The sequence below is a fragment of the Allochromatium warmingii genome, from assembly GCF_900107145.1.
GTDB lineage: Bacteria > Pseudomonadota > Gammaproteobacteria > Chromatiales > Chromatiaceae > Thermochromatium > Thermochromatium warmingii.
Window position 1 is genome coordinate 1 of sequence record NZ_FNOW01000051.1, and the last position, 20,423, is coordinate 20,423.

Below are 20,423 nucleotides of genomic sequence, written 5' to 3' on the forward strand. Positions count from 1 at the left end.
CCAACCATCATCTTTAACCGCCAAGCTCATCGTCGTTCTGACTCCTGTGATCGAGGAAACTTCCGCCTAGAATACCACCTTTTGGGATAGGCTCTTAGGGATCTGGGGGACGTGGCTGGAAGAAGCCCAGCTTGATTGGCGGCGCTGCTCGTATGTGGAAGTCGAGCAGTGGATTCAGGTACAGATGCGTGACACGCGAGTCAAGGCATCGATTGTGGTGCGTCGGGTCAGTGCGCTCTCGACCTTTTACAAGTGGGCGATCAGAAATCATCTGGTTGAGAACGATCCGGTGTATTTAGCGGAAAAGCCCAAACGCCCGCATCGCTTGCCGATCTGGATGGAGCCTGACGAGCAAGCACGATTTAAGCAAGCTCTACATGATAATAGTGATTTACCAGAGAATGTATTTGGTCAGACGCCTGAGACTATCATGCTTACCCGTCAGCGTTATCAGGTGCTCTTTGATCTATTGCAGAACTCAGGGCTACGGATTAGTGAAGCATTAGCTTTGCGGGTGAGTGATGTCACGGTGGTTGGGCAGTATGCGCGATCTGTGCGGGTGATTGGTAAGGGGGATCGAGAGCGTCAAATTCCTTTACCGGCTGGATTCGGTGAGGAATTAGCGGCATGGATTGGTGATATGCAGCAAACGGATTACATCTTCTGTAAAGAACCCGGTGGTGATCCACCGGTTCCGCGCACTGTCCGTGATTATCTGAAGAAGATTATGAAGAAAGCGGGCATCGACAAGAAGATCACCCCGCACAAGTTGCGACATACCTATGCCACGCGCTTGTTAGAGTCGGGAGCGGCGTTAGTGGACATTCAAACCTTGTTGGGTCATGCCGATCTCAAGACCACGCAGATTTACACCCATGTCAGTACCGAGCGGATAACGGAGCTGGTTTCGCGGTTATGAAGTCACGGTTGAGCCAATGGTCTCTAGCCTGCTGGGTCGGTCTGATGATCGGTTCAGCGGGTTACGGAGTCTTCCGTTATCGCAACCTCGATCCCCTCAGCCTGTAATGCTGCGCGGATGTGATCCCGTAGCTTGGCGGTGAGTGCAGATGCCGCCGGTTCGCGCTTGATCCATTGCTTGAGCGTTCGATGTGGTTCGATGAATACCAGCCAATCTACCGCCTGACCTTGATAGCCCTCCCCCGCCGCGCACTGGCTGCTACAGCCGATCATTACCTCGATCTCATCGGTGTTGTACTCGATGAACCAGCCCCAGTCCTCACTGAGCGGATAGCTGGTGTAGAGGTCAGCCTGTGCCAGTGCTTGGGCAAGCCAGAGTGCTAACTCGAACCCATAGACACCGGGGTTGACTTGGCAATCTTCAGGGGGGACGGGGAGAAAGCGGGCGCTGGTGAAGGTCAGTTGAATCATAGAATCACCTCGTCGCTGGTCAGGACAGCTAAAGGGGATGAGGGGCTGCGGTGTGAGCGGTGGGAGTTGGTGTTGGCGGAGGTGGAGTATGTTTCAGGAAAAACTGCCGAAGATTAGATGTTTCTGAACCCTCATGGGGATTCGGAACTGGCGATTTACGCATCACAACGCTTGATGATGTGAATCTCATAACCCCTCATGGGGATTCGGAACCGTGTATCTATTCAGCGGTATTCTAGTCGCGCCCAATCTCATAACCCCTCATGGGGATTCGGAACGCGGATGCGGGACATAGAGCCGACAGTCGAGCGTGACTCATAACCCCTCATGGGGATTCGGAACCGACGGGAAACCGCTGTCGAATCTGTTTGAAACAATCTCATAACCCCTCATGGGGATTCGGAACGAGCTAATCCGCGACCTGATCGTAGCCGACATCACCTCATAACCCCTCATGGGGATTCGGAACGGACTCTGCTACCCCCTGCCTTGCTGTTTTTTTGCTCTCATAACCCCTCATGGGGATTCGGAACAAGACGGACGGCTCCAGTGCTACCCCATTGCCGGATCTCATAACCCCTCATGGGGATTCGGAACAGGATGCGGCCCTGCTCGTTTCCCGCCAACGTTACACTCATAACCCCTCATGGGGATTCGGAACTAAGATGTCGGATATCTTGCATCCCATTTCTTTAGCCTCATAACCCCTCATGGGGATTCGGAACTCGTCCAGCAAGCGTTCGGTGCGCCGACGACTTTGCTCTCATAACCCCTCATGGGGATTCGGAACCAGACTGACAAGCCGATCAATTTTTTTATCGAGCGTCTCATAACCCCTCATGGGGATTCGGAACGTGAGGCGAGTGAAGCGGGAGCGTTAGCCCCGATCATCTCATAACCCCTCATGGGGATTCGGAACTGATGCACTGATTGTCGTGGCTGGAATCGGCGCAGTCTCATAACCCCTCATGGGGATTCGGAACTGGACTCATGGCAGCCGCCGTGTCTGACAATCGTCATCCTCATAACCCCTCATGGGGATTCGGAACTTGATTCCGATTTGTCACCAATACCGCGCTAATCTCTCATAACCCCTCATGGGGATTCGGAACCTGGCAGCCAAGACGAAAACCGATGGCGCTGGGGTCTCATAACCCCTCATGGGGATTCGGAACGAGCGAAAGCCGCCCGCCGTCCTCGAAATATATCGTGCTCATAACCCCTCATGGGGATTCGGAACATGCGCTATGGCTAGGCCGATTGGGGCGGCCTAGCACTCATAACCCCTCATGGGGATTCGGAACCCGACATCGGCGCGTGCCAGTGCAGCGGATTCGACTCTCATAACCCCTCATGGGGATTCGGAACTAGTGGCGATTCGTCCCCGTCGAGCGCGGCGGCGGCGCTCATAACCCCTCATGGGGATTCGGAACAATCTGCCCAAAACTCGGCGTCGATTCCGTGATAGCCTCATAACCCCTCATGGGGATTCGGAACCCTCAAGAATGGCCCGCAAACACGCGAGTTCGTCACTCTCATAACCCCTCATGGGGATTCGGAACCCGGAGGATGTTTCCGGCGTGATCGAGCAAGATCGCTCTCATAACCCCTCATGGGGATTCGGAACCAGATCACGGCACCCGCGCCCACTCCAATTATCACCTCATAACCCCTCATGGGGATTCGGAACCCGCAATGATTCGACGAAGCAACTCGATCACTACGCTCTCATAACCCCTCATGGGGATTCGGAACCGTCAACGCTCTTGTAAAGACCGATTCCATTCGCAAGCTCATAACCCCTCATGGGGATTCGGAACCTTGTTCCACGCTAAATCGCTCAGCTTCGCGTTTATACTCATAACCCCTCATGGGGATTCGGAACTCATCGTGAACCGCGAAACACGGACGACTAACCAGACTCATAACCCCTCATGGGGATTCGGAACCCTACGATTGCGGCTACCACACACACAATCAGAAGGCTCATAACCCCTCATGGGGATTCGGAACGTGCCTCTGATTCTTTTTTGAGCCTGCTCGCGCTGGTCTCATAACCCCTCATGGGGATTCGGAACCCCAGTGCGCCGCTGTTCTATCTCGCCGTAATTGCTCTCATAACCCCTCATGGGGATTCGGAACCAATCATCTTTTTCGCCCTTGGGATGAAGATCGGCACTCATAACCACTCATGGGGATTCGGAACTTCTGGATGTCTGAGCGCGGACGCAGGCGCGTCCAACTCATAACCCCTCATGGGGATTCGGAACTGGCGATTTACGCATCACAACGCTTGATGATGTGAATCTCATAACCCCTCATGGGGATTCGGAACCATCATGGCATGACGCAGGAGACATTTTTTAGACGGCTCATAACCCCTCATGGGGATTCGGAACATTCGTGACGGTGATCGGGAAATCGATAGTATTCAGCTCATAACCCCTCATGGGGATTCGGAACTGCCGGAATTGCGAACGTAAGTGGCTCGCCTTCCGACTCATAACCCCTCATGGGGATTCGGAACTACTGCCAGCGGCTAACTGTGCGGTGATGCGGGTGACTCATAACCCCTCATGGGGATTCGGAACCTTTGTTGGGTTTTTTAATGCGACTTCCTTGTCGCTCTCATAACCCCTCATGGGGATTCGGAACGCAGATTCTGCTCCAACCCAAGAGCGTCGCCGCCCTCTCATAACCCCTCATGGGGATTCGGAACCTGCGTAGCGATGAATTTAGCACTCGCTTTTACGCTCTCATAACCCCTCATGGGGATTCGGAACGCAGATTCTGCTCCAACCCAAGAGCGTCGCCGCCCTCTCATAACCCCTCATGGGGATTCGGAACCTGTGTTGGCATATACCAGCGATGAAGCTGCGACATCTCATAACCCCTCATGGGGATTCGGAACTTGCGGCTGCCGTTGCGCAGCGAGACGTAAACGCGCTCATAACCCCTCATGGGGATTCGGAACGCCAACTCGCTGTAGCAGTGACCACACCATCAGCGATCTCATAACCCCTCATGGGGATTCGGAACGGCATTCCATTGCCCTGAAAAAATGCGCTGTTCAATCTCATAACCCCTCATGGGGATTCGGAACGCCCATCTTTATTCCGGATTCGCTTCATCAGATCCATCTCATAACCCCTCATGGGGATTCGGAACGGCCGTTAAAGCAGTGCGGTCTGGCGCGGCCATCATCTCATAACCCCTCATGGGGATTCGGAACCTTGTTCTGTGCGGACATCTAAACCTGAGTCCGTGTCTCATAACCCCTCATGGGGATTCGGAACACAACATGCTCTATCGTCGCCCCAACAGCCGTCACTCTCATAACCCCTCATGGGGATTCGGAACCTCTCCGTGCAGAACTCGCCTTCCCACCAGGTGAGTCTCATAACCCCTCATGGGGATTCGGAACTGTAACTGACGCTATCGAGGAAACAGCTATAGCTGACTCATAACCCCTCATGGGGATTCGGAACCATGCTCTAAACGGCTCACCATCACATCGGTTTTACCTCATAACCCCTCATGGGGATTCGGAACACAGCCCCTCAGCTAGATCGGTGAGTCCTGATTCAGCTCATAACCCCTCATGGGGATTCGGAACGGCGATGACTCGAATACAGCTCGGCATCGGCGCTGGTCTCATAACCCCTCATGGGGATTCGGAACCTGTGCTACCCGAACGCTGGCACACTGAAGCCGCGCACTCATAACCCCTCATGGGGATTCGGAACTCCACATCCGTCAGCGTCAACTGTACGGTCGATTGTCTCATAACCCCTCATGGGGATTCGGAACGACCACGCTCCCCACACCTATTCAACCTGTGCGCACCTCATAACCCCTCATGGGGATTCGGAACCGGTGAATGAGTTTATTGCTAGGCCGTTAGTGTGGCTCATAACCCCTCATGGGGATTCGGAACAGATGTCTTGCCAGCGCCGTTACTAACGTTCGCAAGCTCATAACCCCTCATGGGGATTCGGAACCTCAAAAGACTCCATCGTCAGCGGCCAATATCACAGTCTCATAACCCCTCATGGGGATTCGGAACCAATTGCGCAGATTTTACGGAACGCTTCAGCGGTACTCTCATAACCCCTCATGGGGATTCGGAACAACTGAATGACGCGATTGAAACCGCTTGGAAAGATTCTCATAACCCCTCATGGGGATTCGGAACATGCCGTCTATCGCTCACGCGACGTGCGGAGATTCAACTCATAACCCCTCATGGGGATTCGGAACAGCCACGCCTTTTCGCGGATAGCGACCGACGCGGCTCTCATAACCCCTCATGGGGATTCGGAACGTCATATTGGTTTTCATGCGGATGCTTCAAATAATCTCTCATAACCCCTCATGGGGATTCGGAACCCGGCAGATGATCTACCGCTGGAAATCATACGCGACCTCATAACCCCTCATGGGGATTCGGAACGCCTCCCCGTCGATGCGTGGCAGCCGAAAGACAGCCTCATAACCCCTCATGGGGATTCGGAACCGGCGCAGCGCGAATGCGCGATTTGATGGCGGATGTCTCATAACCCCTCATGGGGATTCGGAACAGATCATCGGCACAGCAGCACGCACGCGGCGGGCCTCTCATAACCCCTCATGGGGATTCGGAACTCGTCTTCGAGGTCGTTGCGATCCACCTCGATAGTCTCATAACCCCTCATGGGGATTCGGAACCCGCTAACACGGTTTTTTCACTCGCAGCTAAACCCTCTCATAACCCCTCATGGGGATTCGGAACCGCTCGCCTTTCTGTCGGTCGATCCACGCCTGCAACTCATAACCCCTCATGGGGATTCGGAACGGTGGAGCGTGCGGTGTTACGCGGCGGCAAGCCGCTCTCATAACCCCTCATGGGGATTCGGAACCTGATTGCACGCATCATTCAGGCAAGCAGTCCTGAACTCATAACCCCTCATGGGGATTCGGAACCTGGTACGGAGGTCGCCTTCATCTCGAATAGCGTCCTCATAACCCCTCATGGGGATTCGGAACGGGCGCGTGGCCGGCCTGATGACCCTCGCCTGACATGCTCATAACCCCTCATGGGGATTCGGAACTTCAAAATCTCCCCTGACATGTGGGCGCAGATCGAGCCTCATAACCCCTCATGGGGATTCGGAACATGTTTTTTCTACAATTGTAGAATCAATCCCGCCACTCTCATAACCCCTCATGGGGATTCGGAACCTTAATCATGCCGTCTACAAGATCAATCTCGTATTTCTCATAACCCCTCATGGGGATTCGGAACGGAATACCGCGCCGCGAATGGCGACCTGCTAGGCATCTCATAACCCCTCATGGGGATTCGGAACCTGGTAGTGTCGAGGATGGGGTCGCGCATCTACGCCTCATAACCCCTCATGGGGATTCGGAACCTGCTCGATTCCGCACGCATCGGCGACGTCGGCGCCTCATAACCCCTCATGGGGATTCGGAACACCCATAGGCGACGCTCTGGGATCGCTGCAACACAACTCATAACCCCTCATGGGGATTCGGAACCCTCGAAATTACGAGATTTTCTTGATTCAAGATCTGTGGAAATTTGAATAAATGGATATGGAACATTGGTGTTTCAACGTCGGAGACCCATAGGGAATACTTCAGAGAAGGTAGAAGTTAAAGTGGTTACAAAACTCCAAAATCAGTTTTGTGCCATGTATCCTCCTCTCGACTTACTTCTCCCTTTCCAGATTCAGACTTGATAAAGTGAGTAACCTGCACATTCTTTCGATTTGCTGCCGTAATCTCAGTGAGACGGTCTTTTGGAACCAATTTTTCACTCAACTCACGACGTAGGCGGACAGCTTCAGCTTCGGTAATATCTCCCGAAAATACAGAATACTGCTCGTGGTTGAGATACCGTCGCAAGATCTTTCTGAAGATACCTGTTCGTTTCGCTTCAACATCGTAAGTGACAAGCATGAACATACTCAAGGCCGCCGCCTAAAGGATTCATACTCGGCCACGTCTAATACCTGTCGTTCTAGCCCGAGTGCTTCTCGATATATCCACTCCCTGAAGCTGCGCCCCGCATACTGTTCTTCAAGGCGCTGGGCAAATTGCTCGCTCACATGGCGGCGACCTGTTTCCGTCAACAGACAGACTCCGTCGTTGATGTTAAACCAGTTTTCACTGAGCATTTTGCGTCGTGCCATGCGAAAAATGAGCATGTCGGTGAGTACGGGTTTAAATGGCTCCGACAGATCAAGACTCAGAGAAGCACGTCCATGCCCTGGAGCGTGCAGTACACTGAAGGTCTCTTCGAGATGGGTCTTGCTTGTCTCGTGTCGGGTGACAGCATAGGTAAGTTGATTAAGGAAAGAGAGTAAACAGTTGATCGGGTTATTAGGCGGGCGTCTCACTCGTGGCGTGAAATCCAGCGCATGATCTATGTGCTTCCAACCACTGTAGTACCACTCGTGCAGATTACCTTCGATGCCCATCAGAGTAGGACTGTTATCGGCACTGCCGATCTTCCCTACGAGACGCTGCATGTTGGTGACGATATCGCTTAGCGCCTCGGTTCCTCGATATTGGTAGTAACGCAGATTAGCAAGCATGTTGTGGGCCGCGCCACGGACGATTTCCCGAGCGACAGCGATCCGCTTTCGCTCGTCTAACAGAAGCTCAGCCTGCTTCAGCTTGACCATACCCGAGGGGTAGCGATCAAGCGGCTCGAAGCTACCCTTACAGTAGCCGTAATAGTCGAAGACCGAGAGCCGCACGCCATGCGTACCACATAGGGTTAGCAAACGGGTATTCAGACGACTCTCACCCAGCAGCACAAGATGGCCGATGGACTCTATTGGTAGTGAACGCTTACGCCCATCGATCATGATCGACAGTGTGTTTTCATGCTGTTTCAGCGTTGCATCACGTGTCACGAAGAGCGTTTCCATCAGTCATACCCGCAAAACGGTGCCAAAGAGCAACTTGCACACAAGTTGATTTTTGCTGCAAATGGAACTTGACCCATTTGACTAAGCAGTTCCAATGCAAGGCTGTCATGCCAAAGCGCATCTAGCAGGGATGAATCGAGCGCGACCTCGCGCCAACGTCGGTTCGTCAACACATGCACCTGCCCCTTCCACTCCCGCCCCGTAGCAATAGAAAGCATCAAGGCGTAGTAACCAACCTGGTGATCGACCGCGCACTGTGCTCCACCTGTGCCCTTGTTTTCAAAAACAATGGCACGTTCCCAATCCAGACGATCCGGCGCTAAACCGAACAGACCCACCGTTGAGCGATCACGCTTGTAGTGAGTCGTCTGATGGGCAAGCCCAGTGGCAACCCGACTATTCCACTGTGCAAAGTTGATCCGGTGCAGATACATCCAAGCACGCCGCACGCACAGATTGATGTGCTGGAAGTGCAGTCCATGAAGGTTGAGGCGGTCTACCCGTTCAAAGAATGACGCTGACTGCGTCCACTGGAATATTTGGGTCATGGCCGGGTACCAGTCCGGTGAGTCGAACGAGCTTTTTGGCGGCTTCTAGTGCCTCAGATTGTTCCTCCCAATCAACCGCATAGTGATCGACGTTCTCGATCTCGCGACACCAAGCATCGACGAGTCGGCTGTCGTATGGCAGCGTGCAGGTTTCAGAGGTATGGGGGAAATGACATATCCAGCGCCGTTTGGCGTTACGATCAGGTTCATCTCGCCAGTAGTCATCGACGCTGCCCTGAATACGGATCTCGTCTTCAATTAACGGAAAACGCTCGTAGACAGTCGTTTCACGCTTGAGCCAAACCTCGGGATAGTCGAAGCCCTCACCACGTTCATTGACCACGCGGATCTTGCGCTCTATGGTTCGCAGATCGAGTGCTTGCGCACGGAACAGCCTCAGCCACTGCGCTACGTAAGGCTCTAAATGTGGGTCATCCGCTAGACGCTTGACCGCTTGCTCCAGTCGATATAATCCCTTTGCGGTCGCAGGACGATGCTGGAACAGATGCTCGCTGCGATGCCCGCGATTGCTCGCATGATCCATGAGCAAGTTCCAATACAGGCCAGCACACCAAGCTGCCTGACCTGATAGTTGGCCAAAGGTACCTGCGGCCATAGCTCGCGGATTCGATGCAACAGCGGCTTGGCTCAAAACGTCAGTTAAGTCCTTAATGCTTAATTGCTGTCCGATATGCGCTTGAACCCAATCCCTCAGAGTCCGTAGCCAAGGATCCCGATCAATGCGGGCCGCTTCTAAACGCACGATTACACGTCCATCATCACCGCGACGAGCCGCACGCCCGTAGCGTTGCAAGAAGTTCATCGGCTCAAAGCCAGGCTCCATCAGCATCAGATTAGCTTTACGAAAGGTCACGCCCATTTCGACACTGGCTGTAGCCAGAATCAGATCGTAAGCTAGGGGGTCGCATTTTCGGCCAATTGCAAATCCCGCATCATGCAAACCTTGCGCGATGCTGTCGCGGACACTATTGACGACAAGTACCCGAGTCGGGTTAATCCCACTTGCAGGAAATGAGCGAGCTAAGAATGGCAGATCTTTCTCCAGTGCTGCTAAGGAGTCATAGATCACAACCACCTGTCGATTAGCGTTGATCTCGGCTCGAATGTCTTCAATATGCTCTTGAATGAGATCGCGTAAGCTCAGTGCATCACGCACAGAAAGCACGACATCGCCATGCAGCGGTCTGCCATCATCCACTAACTCCTCGCGCAGCACGGCAACTTGATCGGGCGTAACGCCGACGCGCTCCAGCGTTGACAACAGATCTAATGGTGTCGCAGACAGAAAGCTCAGTTTAGCGCGGCCATATCCTGAACTGCTTTCATGCCCAGCGGTAGCAAGCCGCGCGAAGAGTGCTGCTAGGCCAAAGCCGCGTGCCTCGATGGTATGAAATTCGTCAAAGACGATATGATCGAAATCGGCTAATAGGTCAAATACGCCATCACCCGCCTGACCTGACTCAATCCGTCGAAGCACCAAGAGTGCGCTGACGACTTCAGGTACGGCTACGATCATCTCGCCATCGTGACTGCCTAACTTGAGAGCCTGCATCTGCCGTAAACGCAGACCGTTTATATGCACGATTCCTTGAGCCTTAAGGTCTGCGGTCTGATCGGAACTCCACAAGGCCACGACACTTCGGGCGCGTTCTTCGCTCCAACCCGATGCAATCAGATCTTGAACGAGACCACTGGCTAAGTTCTGAGCTAAGCGTCGGGTGGGTACGATAAATAACACCCGTTCACCGCGATCATGGAGCGCCCGCTGAAACGCATAGCTCTTTCCTGCTCCAGTTGGTGCTTCCGCGATACGGATTCGCTGCGCATTGTCCAGTAGTGCCCGCTGTAGCGGCGACAGTCCATCGTCGCCCTTAGCGACACAATGCTTAGCGATGGTCAGTTCCATTGCGCGACTTCCTGAGCAGCCTCGTCGAGTGGCATCGATGCCGTCAGTTGAAGTGGATAGATGAGGAATCGCTGAACAGACAAGGTGCGCTCGAACAGCATGGCTGTCCAAGCATTGAGTCGAACCGTTCTGATCTGATCATCTCGCTCCAGCTTGACCATACCATTGCGATGTAGCCCAACGCGGATTACAAATGCGTCAAGACCAGTCTCGGCAAAGGGGTCAATGCCGAACAATGCACCCCGAAAGACAGACGCAGGTGGAACCTCTTGGGTAGTCCAGAACTGTTTTAGGTTGCCCTTGTTAGCGACATCACGGAGCTTTTTCGGGAAACCTCCTTCTTCCTCTAGGTTAAGGCGTCGCGCCAACGGAGGCAGTAGTCGGGGCTCGTCGGCCATTAGAACGGAGGAGCGCCAAGGCATGGCTCGTAGGTCACGCTGATAGTCCTTTGCTGGCAATGCTGACCATGCGCGGACATGACCCAATACTGCGGCCAATCCAAAGCACAGAGCATTGTCGCTGATAAGCTCAGGTAAGGTCGCGGTTCCCCCTTTTACCGCCAACGAGTGATAAGCAAATGGGGTGAGCGTTGTTGCACGCAGCCCAACGATAGTGCTCATTGCCCAAACCAACCGTCGAACAGCTTGACCATCTCTCTTGCCGCGTCTTGGTATTCCTTTTCTAGCTCACCTCCCTGCTGGTTGAAGCCCTTGATTAGCCCTTCAACCCAGAACTGCACATCAGTACCTAGAATGTTGGTCTCATGCAGTGGTGCGAGATGGCTGTGAATGAGTGCGCTGATGGCCGCAACATCACCGATCTCTGCGCCACCGACCTTTTTGACAAGCTCGTAAGGCGAGGTCTCAGCTTTCTCAAACAGATCAGCATAGATGCCGACGAAGTGGGTGCGCACATTGAGGCCGGTCATGGCCGTTTGGCCGCCGTAGCTACCGGCCAATCCGACCGATAGCAGCAGATGCTTCAGTCCAATTGGCGGCAACAGCTTGCCGCGTGTAGAGAGCACCTGCACTAAAAGCGTGCCCGGATTGACGAAGTGGCGACTGAACAAGTTGTCGGTGTTCTTCTTGGCCTCAGCATCCCAGAGCGTGCCGTCCTCAAAGCCTCGATTGTGGAAGCTCTCGCTCACGCAAAAGTACTTAGGCCGCAGGCTTAAAGCGTCGGAGTAGTTCACAGCAGCGCGGACTGGCAATACTTTACTGTCATGGTTAGCCGAATCGCCAAATACTAGGGTATTGAGATCGAAGGAGTCTGATGCCTTAGTGCCTTTAGGAATCGCTGTGCGATTCTGAGGATAGCGTCCGCCAGCCTTCATGGCGCGTAGGATCTGAAGCGCACGACCGCGTTCCGGATACTTGAACTTGTTGGGAACCGCTCGAACGTAAGTTTCATTGTTAAACTCGATGTCCGTGATTTCCTGTTCTGCGTTGCGAATCACCAGCGGTGCAATCGCTTCGCGGATTAGTACTATTGAGACGCTGCCCAAGTTCTTGCGCTTGGGGTGCAGGTAAACATTCTTATCACCTTGACTCTCTTCGAGCAGGTCGCCCAACTGTGGCAAATAGTCGTTCAAACGATCCATTGAGTGTCTCCGTTCAATCGGTATAGGAAGCGTTATATTCCGCCTCAGACTTCGGGCGTGGCGCGGTGACGAAGGACATGCGATAGATGCTAGAGAGCACCCTGCGGCTGGCTTGCGACGGAGGACGACCATTGAGCACTCCGAACCAGATGTCTTCTACAAAGCGGTATGCGAAGGCAATGCACTCATCGGTCAGGCTCACGTCATCGCGGTTAGTACGAGCGGCAGCTTTCTGTTTTCGCACTAAATTGGTATCAAGTTCTCCCGCTATTGCCATCGCTAGTGAATCCCGGTCTCGCTGTCCGAGCTTCCACGCACTGATAGCCGCTTCTAGGCTGATGTTGAAGGTCAACAATTCCTCATTCGCTGAAGCGTCCCGGCGCGGGCGTTGTTGGATGCGGGCAGCGGCTCTGCCTAACGTGACAAGCGGCGCTTCGATCTCACTCATTTCATTCTCCTGTACCAGTTGTTCGAACTCACGCCTAAAGCGGACGCTCCGGTCTGACTGCCCCTCTTTTTTCTCTTTTGTCGCGTCGTGCAACAAGGCCCAAGATAAACAGATTGCACCGAGTCGCGTCTCCGGTCGCGTATAGCGATCAAAGACCTCGAAACCCAAGCCATTGGTGGTTAAAATCAACTGGGCCGTTTCAAAACGTTGTAGGGCGCTGGGTATTTGCTCGATGCGTAGGCGGCTACCGCCTATCAAATCTGCCAATCGGCGTGGCATGGCATCGAAAGCGAAGAAGGCTTTCTCTGAAGTTGGAAGACCGCGAAAGAGGTGGATTGGACGACCAACGCGCAAGGCGGCACGAAGCAGAAGTCGGAGCTGGTCTACTTGATCTTCAATGCGATCAGAAATACATTCGAAACGGGCAACACGATAACGATGCCGGTAAACCTCAAAGCCCTGATACACGACCCCCTTTAAAGGTTGCTCACGGGCTAAGTCGTAAACCGAAAGCGTTCCAAAAGTCCGTTCGTTGTTCAGCGCCAATGCGGAAAACAATCCAGTGGTAGACGGCGAAGAGAGCAATGTTGGTATGCCGTTACCGTTAGACTTCGCCGCCACTGATGTATGAACAAAGGCTCGAAGCCGGTGTTCAGCGTAAGAGACCGGAGAGATGTGCGTCTCTCCAAGTGCAGACTCGATAGATTCAAGTCGTCCATCGCGTCCTGAAAAAGCGGATTTCTTGATTTCATACAGATTATCCGCCGAAGCAAATGTCGCCTTGCTTGACACCGGTATGTCGGTAAAAATGCAGCGATTTGTTCCCGCTTGCTGACGACATGTAGGATTCGCTTGGAGACGTTCAGTAAAATGCTGCGCAACTGTTTGAACGATCCTGTTTCCTTCTCCTTTGATGGTATCGCGCAATCCTCGGCTGCCATCAACGCCTTCTAACCAGTTCCGTAAAAGACCTTCAGATCCCCAGATGCGGGTGTCGATCTCGGCATCTTTGAGGGCCATACGCATCGCCCAGAGTGACGTGAATACCCGCCGCGATGCGGAATCCTGCAACGCCGTGATCCATTCAGGTCGGTCGTGTCCAACCGCCTCTACAACGCACAGCTCCCGCTGCTCATAATCCAGAAGCTCTTTGACTTGCTTGTGGTTAAGCAGCAGCGCCAAGTGTCCGGCCTTGCGCAGATTCGACTGCGCCTCTTCCGACAGGACAGACGGTAATGGATACGGGGTAAGAGTTTGTCCTATAGCCTTTTGCCACCTCGGAGCTAGACCAACGTCTCTTATCAGTGTATCGAGATGTCGCGTGATCGCCTCATTTGCAAGGCTTGCTTTAACGAGGAAGAGCCGCCCCAGTTCGCGATCCGGCAAGTCAGTGCTGGCTATGAACTCACTTAAGCTGTCATGATCTGGTGCCGCGTCCAGAATCTCTGGTATCCCTCGGTTTGAAACATTGATCCGCATTCCAAATAGCTTACCCGAGAGAAACCTACAGATCGCTTTGATCGCACGCTCCTTGATCTCCTCTGAGCGTTCAGCCGGAATTAGCATCAGCAAACGACCGTCTTGGTGAACTTCAATTAAAGGTGGTACCGGTCGGCACTGTGCTGAAATTGCCCGTTGGAGTTCGTCGATCAAGAACGGATGATGTGGATCAAACAGATCAATACGTGACCATTGTCGCCAGATGTTGGTGAACAAACTGCTATCTATGCGCAAACGCTCCAGCACAGCATCCACGCCCTCTTTTAGCCACAAGCCATCCAGTTTGTCCGCTAATGCGACGTATCTCATTAACTGCTCAATTGAGCGCGGCGGATAAACGTTCGGCGGACTCCTATGAGCCTGAGAGGTCTCGGCTTGCTCAATGAGGTAACGCACTTGATCGGGCGTGAAGGAATTATCCTGACTGATAAAGCGGTCGAGTCCATACGCCGTCCAACGTTCCGCCACACGCTCCAGCGGCAATGCGTCATCGCGTTGCAACTGGAGAACTTTATCGAGGTCGTGCATGAAAGCGATTGCCGCGAGCACGCGCAGTTGCCCGTGTAGCTTTGCGCGATCTGAATCTGGGTTGCTACCTAGCACGTCCAGTGCCGCGAACGTCAATGCCCCTCGTACAACCGATAGGAGGTGATCCAAGAGCGTGATATTCATGCTCTCGGCATAGCGTTTGCGTAGCTTCGGATTTTCCGAGTACCCTCCCTTACCGCTGATTGACATTAAATGAATGAAACGGGTATCTACAATCCGGTTAGCATTCAGATCCTTCTGTTTCTTTTGATCTAGCTCACGTCCAACCCGTTGCAGAATGACATACGCCTCAACCACTTCGGTCATAAATGCCTTATAGACTTCTGAAGCGAGGTGTATAGCTTTTTGCGTGACCTCGTTCATCGCCCTACCCCTCCCTCTGCTAGTCCAATGCAACCGAAACCGTTACGGGTCTTCTCGCCAAGTCCGGCATACCAAGCCAGCAGCGCATCCGCACGATGCCCTGAAACCACCAAAGGTGCTTGCATTCCAATGACGAAAGCCGGTTGGCCATTCTTCATGCGCTTGGTACTCACAACGACCGAGTGCCTCGGATTGGCACGCAAATAGAGGCTGTCGGGCTGAATCGTCAAAGAAATCTGACGGCCCGAAATACGACTCAGGCGGGAGTTGACGACAGCCGAAAGATCGACCTCATCAAGGCTTGTGTGCCAGCGTTTGGTGGGCTTTGAGAGATCGCTGATGGCGACGGGAGAAAGAGTCAAAACACCCAATACGGTTTGCTCAGCAAGTATGGGCGAGGACTCAACTACAACATTTGCCGATGAAAAATCCAGCATCTCACCTGTAGCGGCTCTGGCATAGCGTACAGCGCAAGGATCGATAGTCGCGAGAGTCGTGCTCAACGTTGCATCAGGTGTGGAAACAACTAACGTATGCGCACGTCCTTCATGGTGAGAATGAAATCCCAGAGGGGCGAAGTTCCAAGGCAAGGCTTGTGCACCGATAACCTGCTCCGGCTGCGCACCTGCTGCGATCCACGCATTCACGAGAGCATCGTGAATCAGGTCAAGATAGCGGTAATGCGCCCAGCGTCCTGGTGGCAGTTGTAACCGAAGCCGATACATAGCAAAGCTCCTGGAAAGTGACTACACTGAAGTATAGTCATTTATCTAACCTAAGTAATATACGAACATGACATGAATCATGACATGCTCAGACGTTTTGCTTTCATCGAAACGCGACTACTGTGGTGCGGGGGCGTGACGGCAGGCGAGTTAGCGAAAGGATTTGGACTTGCACGGCAGAACGCACAACAAAGTATTAAAGCTTATTGCCAGAGACATCCCGGGCAGATGGAATATGATCGCAGTCGTCGGCGTCATGTCCGTACTGCGACATTCGAGGCACAGTATGTTCAAAACAATGTTAGTCGCTTTTTAGATTACCAACGCGCTATTTCACAAGTTGCACATTTCTATGAAGAATCAGAATGGTGTGATATTCCATTCATTGATGCGGACACTTTAATTAAACCTATCTATGATTCTAATGGCGTCCAAACTGTTTTAGAAGGACTAAGACAGCAAGCTGTAGTTGAAATAGAATACTGGTCAAAGACTAAAACTCAGACTCGACTGATTTCACCACACCATCTAGTATTTGCTGATGGTCGCTATCATATCCGAGCCTATTGTCACGAAGCACTTCAATATCTTGACTTTGTACTGACGCGCGTGATGACTGCAAGACTTACAAAGGAACTATGGGTTTCGAGTGACGCGGATAAAAACTGGCACCTACGAAAAAATCTACGATTTCGGATCAATCCGAATCTACCCAATTCAGCACAAGATGCGATTCGTCTGGATTACATTCCAACTGGAGAGAATTTTTTAGAGTTTCAAGGCATCCGAATTGCACTTGCTTATTACATTGAGCGACGATTATGCAGAAAAGATTGGCTTTTCGAAATTCCTTTATGGGAAATTATAGAATGATTAATGATGCAAGTGAAAAATGCTTGATTTCATATTTCGTCATACTCCCATCGCTCCCACATCCGCCCTGAAACCATGACCGACACCACACCTGAGTCAAAGCCCCCTCAATCCCCGCTTGACCTCGCAGCACTGACGGGGAAGCTGGGGACGAAAGCCGGAGCCGATGGTGCAGCGGTGGTGGTGCTGGAGAGTCCAGCGTTGCAGGTGTTTGAGAAGAAGGTAAAGGCGGCAGATTGAACTTTTTCACGTAGATCAAATAGAGAATCCGACATGAACAAAACTTATCAATTAACCATTCTTGCATTTATTGCTTTAAGCACATCTCCTGCGACTAGCTATGCAGAACCTAAAATAGGCGCATCTATCAATGGCGGTATCTTTTTATACCGCGATTCAATAGAGATGTATTGGAATGATTGGTTAGCATTTCCTTTAATGAATAAAGCGGACATCCCAACATCAAGCCAAGCCCGCGCTACAATAATTGGCGAAGGCAAAACCGCTGCTTTCATTGGTAATATCAGCATCAACTGTGAAAATGGTCAGCATTTCTGGGAAAGTGCTGGAAATGGTTCTGAATTTCTAGCCAGTGAGCGCGAAGCAGAAGAGATTGTGCCGGTTCAAGCTATCAAAAATTCTGTTAAATTATTCTGTAAACGGACTCGCTAACTCCATGAGAACCAAAACATGCTTGCTAAACAACGTCGAAATCGCCCGCACTTGCTCCGCCTCAACATCTGTTCGGCTGTAATAATGCGACTCAATGCACCACATAGCCCTTCGGCTTCACCGTTCCCACAACACTTGACCGCATCCGTTGTCCTCCCATGCCGCGACTTCATCGTCGGGAAGTGGCCGGAAGAAGGCACCTTGACAGTTCGGTTCATGCCGCCTGTCGTAACCGTAGATCGACATGAATATCCTCAAATGGGCACAGAACGCCACCGTTGGGTGTGCGCTCAAGCATCCCTAACTCCGCCAGCACCGTGACATCAGCATGAACGCGCTTGACATCCCGACCTAGACGCCGCGATAGCTCGCGCACACTCATCGCGCCAGCGCCCAAGAGGGCTTGAATCACGGCCCAACGGCGTTCGGTCAAGTGGCTAAAAAACAGGGCTGCGGTCTCAAAGTTCAGTGTCTCACCCTGATAGTGCGCCGCTTGAGCACGCCGTCCCGCTGTACGCAAGGCCGCTCGCCAATCCGGTTGGAGCGTAATGGTCAGTGTTCGCGTCGCCATCGCTCGACCTCCCCGATGAAATCCTCGATTAACTGTTCAACATCCACGAAGGTATAGGGTTGTTCGCCACCCTTGCCGTGCCGGTGATCGCCCTTGCCGCGCTCGTTATCGAAACCAATGACGCGCTGACCGTCCACAATCAAGACCAGTCGATACTTGAAGGGATGGTGGCAGGGTGGAACCGCTTGCGGTAATCGCCACACCACCAGCTCAATCAGCGCCCCTTCAGGTGTGACATCTTTGAATTTGGTAATCAGTTCGGCTGGCATGTTGGCTATGATGCCAACAAATTAGCTGCGCTTCAATCCACTTGTATGAACGTCACACTCAGGTGGTTCCCCACATTCCGTTGGCAACGTTCAGGGTATTGACCTATCGGAAAACAATTGGTTTGCGTCGCGTAGCGCGGCATCTCGCTACTGGTTCGTTTCAGGGCGATTTAACTATACGGAAAACCCTGTCGTTATGAGGTAGGATACGGAAACCCCCATTTTGAGTTTTCCGTGATGCTGATTGGCTATATGCGGGTTTCAACGGGCGCTGACCGACAGAATATTGATCTACAGCGGGATGCACTGCTGGCAGCAGGTGTTGATGTCCGGCATCTGTTCGCAGATTACGGTTCGGGTGCTGACGCGCATCGACCGGGGCTGACGAAGGCACTGGACTATGTACGGGCTGGGGATGTGCTGGTGGTCTGGAAGCTGGATCGTCTTGGGCGGTCACTGTCCCATCTCTTGTCCATTATTGACTCGCTCAAGGACAAGCAGGTTGCCTTTCGTTCACTGACTGAAGGCATGGATACCACCCAGCCATCTGGTCAACTGCTGTTCCATGTCTTTGCGGCATTAGCGCAGTATGAACGGGCCTTGATCCGCGAACGGGTGATGGCGGGACTGGCCGCAGCCAAGCGTCGCGGTCGCACAGGTGGACGGCCTCCGGTTCTCGTGGCAGAGAAACTTGAGGCGATTGTGGAGGCGCTAAACGGTGGGATGTCTAAGTCAGCCGTGTGTCGGAATTTCGGGGTCAAGCGATCCACATTGATCGACACCCTCAATCGTATCGGCTGGTCAGGTAAGCCAGATGCTGGATGATGCGAAGAGATGTTTTGGGGATAGCCCGGTAGTGGCTACAGTGCGCAATCTGTTTGCTGACCTGCCAACACCGACCAGCGGCGAGTGCTTTGAACAACTGGCCGCCTGTCGCGGGGTACGGATTGAGCGCATTGTGAGTAGCGATCAACCCGAGCCAGTGCTTTATGAGCAGGAGCAAGACGAGTGGGTCTGTCTACTTCAGGGTCGGGCGCAGTTATTGATTGCTGGTGATCCGGTGGAACTACAAGCAGGCGATCATGTGTTCATCGCTGCGCATGTCCCGCATCAGGTGTTGGAGACATCCAGTGATCCGCCCTGTCTGTGGCTGGCGGTGCATATTCATCCGCATGAACCCTGACCGGAGTAGGACACTGGTTTAACTGCAATGCCACATCTCTCTAAAGAGTCTTTAGACACCGCATCTGGCATGACCGATCTTGATGGTTCCCATTACTCTACAGTCCTCACAACTTTGCTGGAGACTGTGCATGTTCCACTTAACCCGCCTTGCTCTGCCCGTTCTGCTGTTGTCGATCAGCACCACCAGTCATGCGGCCTTTGATGCCTGTCGTGACACTTTTCCCAATCAGACCCCGCCCAAAGTCAGCACCAGTCTGAGTCAGACCCGCGATCTGTGCATGTCAGACTTCGCTATCTTGCACTCAGGTCAATCCAAGACAGCGGTGTTCGTGGTCGAGAAGCTCAACCGTGCTCGATTGATCGACGCTCAGGATGAGGAACGAACCGATAAGTTCTACGAGGAAGCGCGTCTACCGAGCGCACACCGCGCCCGTCTAGCCGACTACAAGGGATCGGGCTTTGATCGCGGACATCTTGCTCCCGCTGCCGACATGCCCACACCGGAAGCAATGGCGCAATCGTTCTCGCTGGCCAACATGGTTCCGCAAGCACCGGAGAATAATCGCGGCATCTGGGCGAAGAACGTTGAGAAGGCGACCCGTCAGTATGCGATGCGAGCGAAGGGGGATGTGTTCGTGTTCACGGGGCCGGTGTTCAGTGGCAAGCCTGAGACCATCGGGACAGGTCAGGTTTGGGTACCCAGTCACCTCTACAAGCTGGTCTATGATGCAGCCGAGAACAAGGCATGGGCCTTCTGGGTCGAGAACACTAAGAGCCTATCCCAAAAGGCCGGTAGCCCGCCAAGTGATGATCCCGAGCGCCAGATGGATCATGGCCAAGTAGGTGTCATCGCGCTTCTCCCAGCG

17 protein-coding genes, 2 pseudogenes and 1 CRISPR repeat array are annotated in these 20,423 nt (G+C 53.0%); of the genes and pseudogenes, 7 read left to right on the forward strand and 12 right to left on the reverse strand.

Annotation, left to right across the window (positions count from 1 at the left end):
- Positions 1-154 precede the first annotated feature (154 nt).
- Positions 155-919 carry a tyrosine-type recombinase/integrase gene (locus BLW10_RS12115; protein WP_281241138.1) on the forward strand — a complete coding sequence of 255 codons (765 nt, stop codon included), beginning with the start codon at positions 155-157 and terminating at the stop codon, positions 917-919.
- A 53-nt stretch (positions 920-972) separates the two neighbouring features.
- Here BLW10_RS12115 and BLW10_RS12120 read toward each other — a convergent pair whose 3' ends face one another.
- The 9 genes from BLW10_RS12120 to BLW10_RS12160 form a co-directional block, all read right to left on the reverse strand.
- The gene (locus tag BLW10_RS12120; RefSeq protein ID WP_091335046.1) at positions 973-1,389 is read right to left on the reverse strand and encodes a hypothetical protein; all 417 of its coding nucleotides are present in this window, start codon (positions 1,387-1,389) and stop codon (positions 973-975) included.
- 120 nt (positions 1,390-1,509) lie between these two features.
- Positions 1,510-6,927: a CRISPR direct-repeat array (repeat unit 28 nt; unit sequence CTCATAACCCCTCATGGGGATTCGGAAC).
- Positions 6,928-7,053: 126 nt separating this feature from the next.
- Positions 7,054-7,356, reverse strand: coding sequence for a CRISPR-associated endonuclease Cas2 (gene cas2, locus BLW10_RS12125; protein WP_091335047.1), 303 nt, complete (start codon positions 7,354-7,356; stop codon positions 7,054-7,056).
- Positions 7,357-7,358: 2 nt separating this feature from the next.
- Complete coding sequence (gene cas1, locus BLW10_RS12130) at positions 7,359-8,327, reverse strand: CRISPR-associated endonuclease Cas1 (protein ID WP_091335049.1); 969 nt, start codon at positions 8,325-8,327, stop codon at positions 7,359-7,361.
- Positions 8,327-8,875: a CRISPR-associated protein Cas4 gene (locus tag BLW10_RS12135; protein WP_091335050.1), complete on the reverse strand. Its 549-nt coding sequence runs from the start codon at positions 8,873-8,875 to the stop codon at positions 8,327-8,329. Before BLW10_RS12135 ends, cas1 begins: the two co-directional genes overlap by 1 nt.
- Positions 8,832-10,802 carry a DEAD/DEAH box helicase gene (locus BLW10_RS12140; protein ID WP_091335052.1) on the reverse strand — a complete coding sequence of 657 codons (1,971 nt, stop codon included), beginning with the start codon at positions 10,800-10,802 and terminating at the stop codon, positions 8,832-8,834. Before BLW10_RS12140 ends, BLW10_RS12135 begins: the two co-directional genes overlap by 44 nt.
- The gene (locus BLW10_RS12145) at positions 10,793-11,422 is read right to left on the reverse strand and encodes a hypothetical protein (RefSeq protein WP_091335054.1); all 630 of its coding nucleotides are present in this window, start codon (positions 11,420-11,422) and stop codon (positions 10,793-10,795) included. Before BLW10_RS12145 ends, BLW10_RS12140 begins: the two co-directional genes overlap by 10 nt.
- Positions 11,419-12,402, reverse strand: a complete 984-nt coding sequence (locus BLW10_RS12150) for a type I-D CRISPR-associated protein Csc2 (RefSeq protein ID WP_091335056.1) — start codon at positions 12,400-12,402, stop codon at positions 11,419-11,421. The genes BLW10_RS12145 and BLW10_RS12150 overlap by 4 nt, the downstream gene beginning before the upstream one ends.
- A 13-nt stretch (positions 12,403-12,415) precedes the next feature.
- Positions 12,416-15,262 (reverse strand): hypothetical protein, encoded by a 2,847-nt coding sequence (locus BLW10_RS12155; protein WP_245709375.1) that lies wholly within the window; start codon positions 15,260-15,262, stop codon positions 12,416-12,418.
- On the reverse strand, positions 15,259-15,987 hold the full coding sequence (locus BLW10_RS12160; protein WP_091335057.1) for a CRISPR-associated endoribonuclease Cas6: 729 nt from the start codon (positions 15,985-15,987) through the stop codon (positions 15,259-15,261). Before BLW10_RS12160 ends, BLW10_RS12155 begins: the two co-directional genes overlap by 4 nt.
- A gap of 72 nt (positions 15,988-16,059) precedes the next feature.
- Here BLW10_RS12160 and BLW10_RS12165 point away from each other — a divergent pair, with 72 nt between their 5' ends.
- The 3 genes from BLW10_RS12165 to BLW10_RS12170 all read left to right on the forward strand — a co-directional run bounded on the left by BLW10_RS12165 (position 16,060) and on the right by BLW10_RS12170 (position 17,532).
- Positions 16,060-16,860, forward strand: coding sequence for a WYL domain-containing protein (locus tag BLW10_RS12165; RefSeq protein WP_091335059.1), 801 nt, complete (start codon positions 16,060-16,062; stop codon positions 16,858-16,860).
- 75 nt (positions 16,861-16,935) lie between these two features.
- Positions 16,936-17,100 (forward strand): hypothetical protein, encoded by a 165-nt coding sequence (locus BLW10_RS13850; protein WP_177169065.1) that lies wholly within the window; start codon positions 16,936-16,938, stop codon positions 17,098-17,100.
- A 33-nt stretch (positions 17,101-17,133) separates the two neighbouring features.
- On the forward strand, positions 17,134-17,532 hold the full coding sequence (locus BLW10_RS12170) for a hypothetical protein (protein WP_143117071.1): 399 nt from the start codon (positions 17,134-17,136) through the stop codon (positions 17,530-17,532).
- Positions 17,533-17,746: 214 nt separating this feature from the next.
- Here the strand turns inward: BLW10_RS12170 and BLW10_RS12175 are convergent, their stop codons facing one another.
- Together BLW10_RS12175 and BLW10_RS12180 are read right to left on the reverse strand one after the other, a co-directional pair.
- Positions 17,747-18,103, reverse strand: coding sequence for an HVO_A0114 family putative DNA-binding protein (locus BLW10_RS12175; protein WP_091335062.1), 357 nt, complete (start codon positions 18,101-18,103; stop codon positions 17,747-17,749).
- Positions 18,085-18,372, reverse strand: coding sequence for a toxin-antitoxin system TumE family protein (locus BLW10_RS12180; protein WP_091335064.1), 288 nt, complete (start codon positions 18,370-18,372; stop codon positions 18,085-18,087). Before BLW10_RS12180 ends, BLW10_RS12175 begins: the two co-directional genes overlap by 19 nt.
- Positions 18,373-18,609: 237 nt before the next feature.
- Between BLW10_RS12180 and BLW10_RS12185 the strand changes: the two genes are divergently transcribed.
- From BLW10_RS12185 to BLW10_RS14315, 3 genes and pseudogenes are all read left to right on the forward strand, one after another.
- Positions 18,610-19,197 carry a recombinase family protein gene (locus BLW10_RS12185; protein ID WP_091335065.1) on the forward strand — a complete coding sequence of 196 codons (588 nt, stop codon included), beginning with the start codon at positions 18,610-18,612 and terminating at the stop codon, positions 19,195-19,197.
- A 31-nt stretch (positions 19,198-19,228) separates the two neighbouring features.
- Entirely contained in the window at positions 19,229-19,555 is a 327-nt protein-coding gene (locus tag BLW10_RS12190) for a cupin domain-containing protein (protein WP_425425908.1), read from the forward strand.
- A gap of 130 nt (positions 19,556-19,685) precedes the next feature.
- Positions 19,686-20,321, forward strand: a pseudogene (locus BLW10_RS14315) (DNA/RNA non-specific endonuclease); the annotation flags it as partial.
- 12 nt (positions 20,322-20,333) lie between these two features.
- Here BLW10_RS14315 and BLW10_RS14320 read toward each other — a convergent pair.
- A pseudogene (locus BLW10_RS14320) lies at positions 20,334-20,423 on the reverse strand (IS5/IS1182 family transposase); the annotation flags it as partial.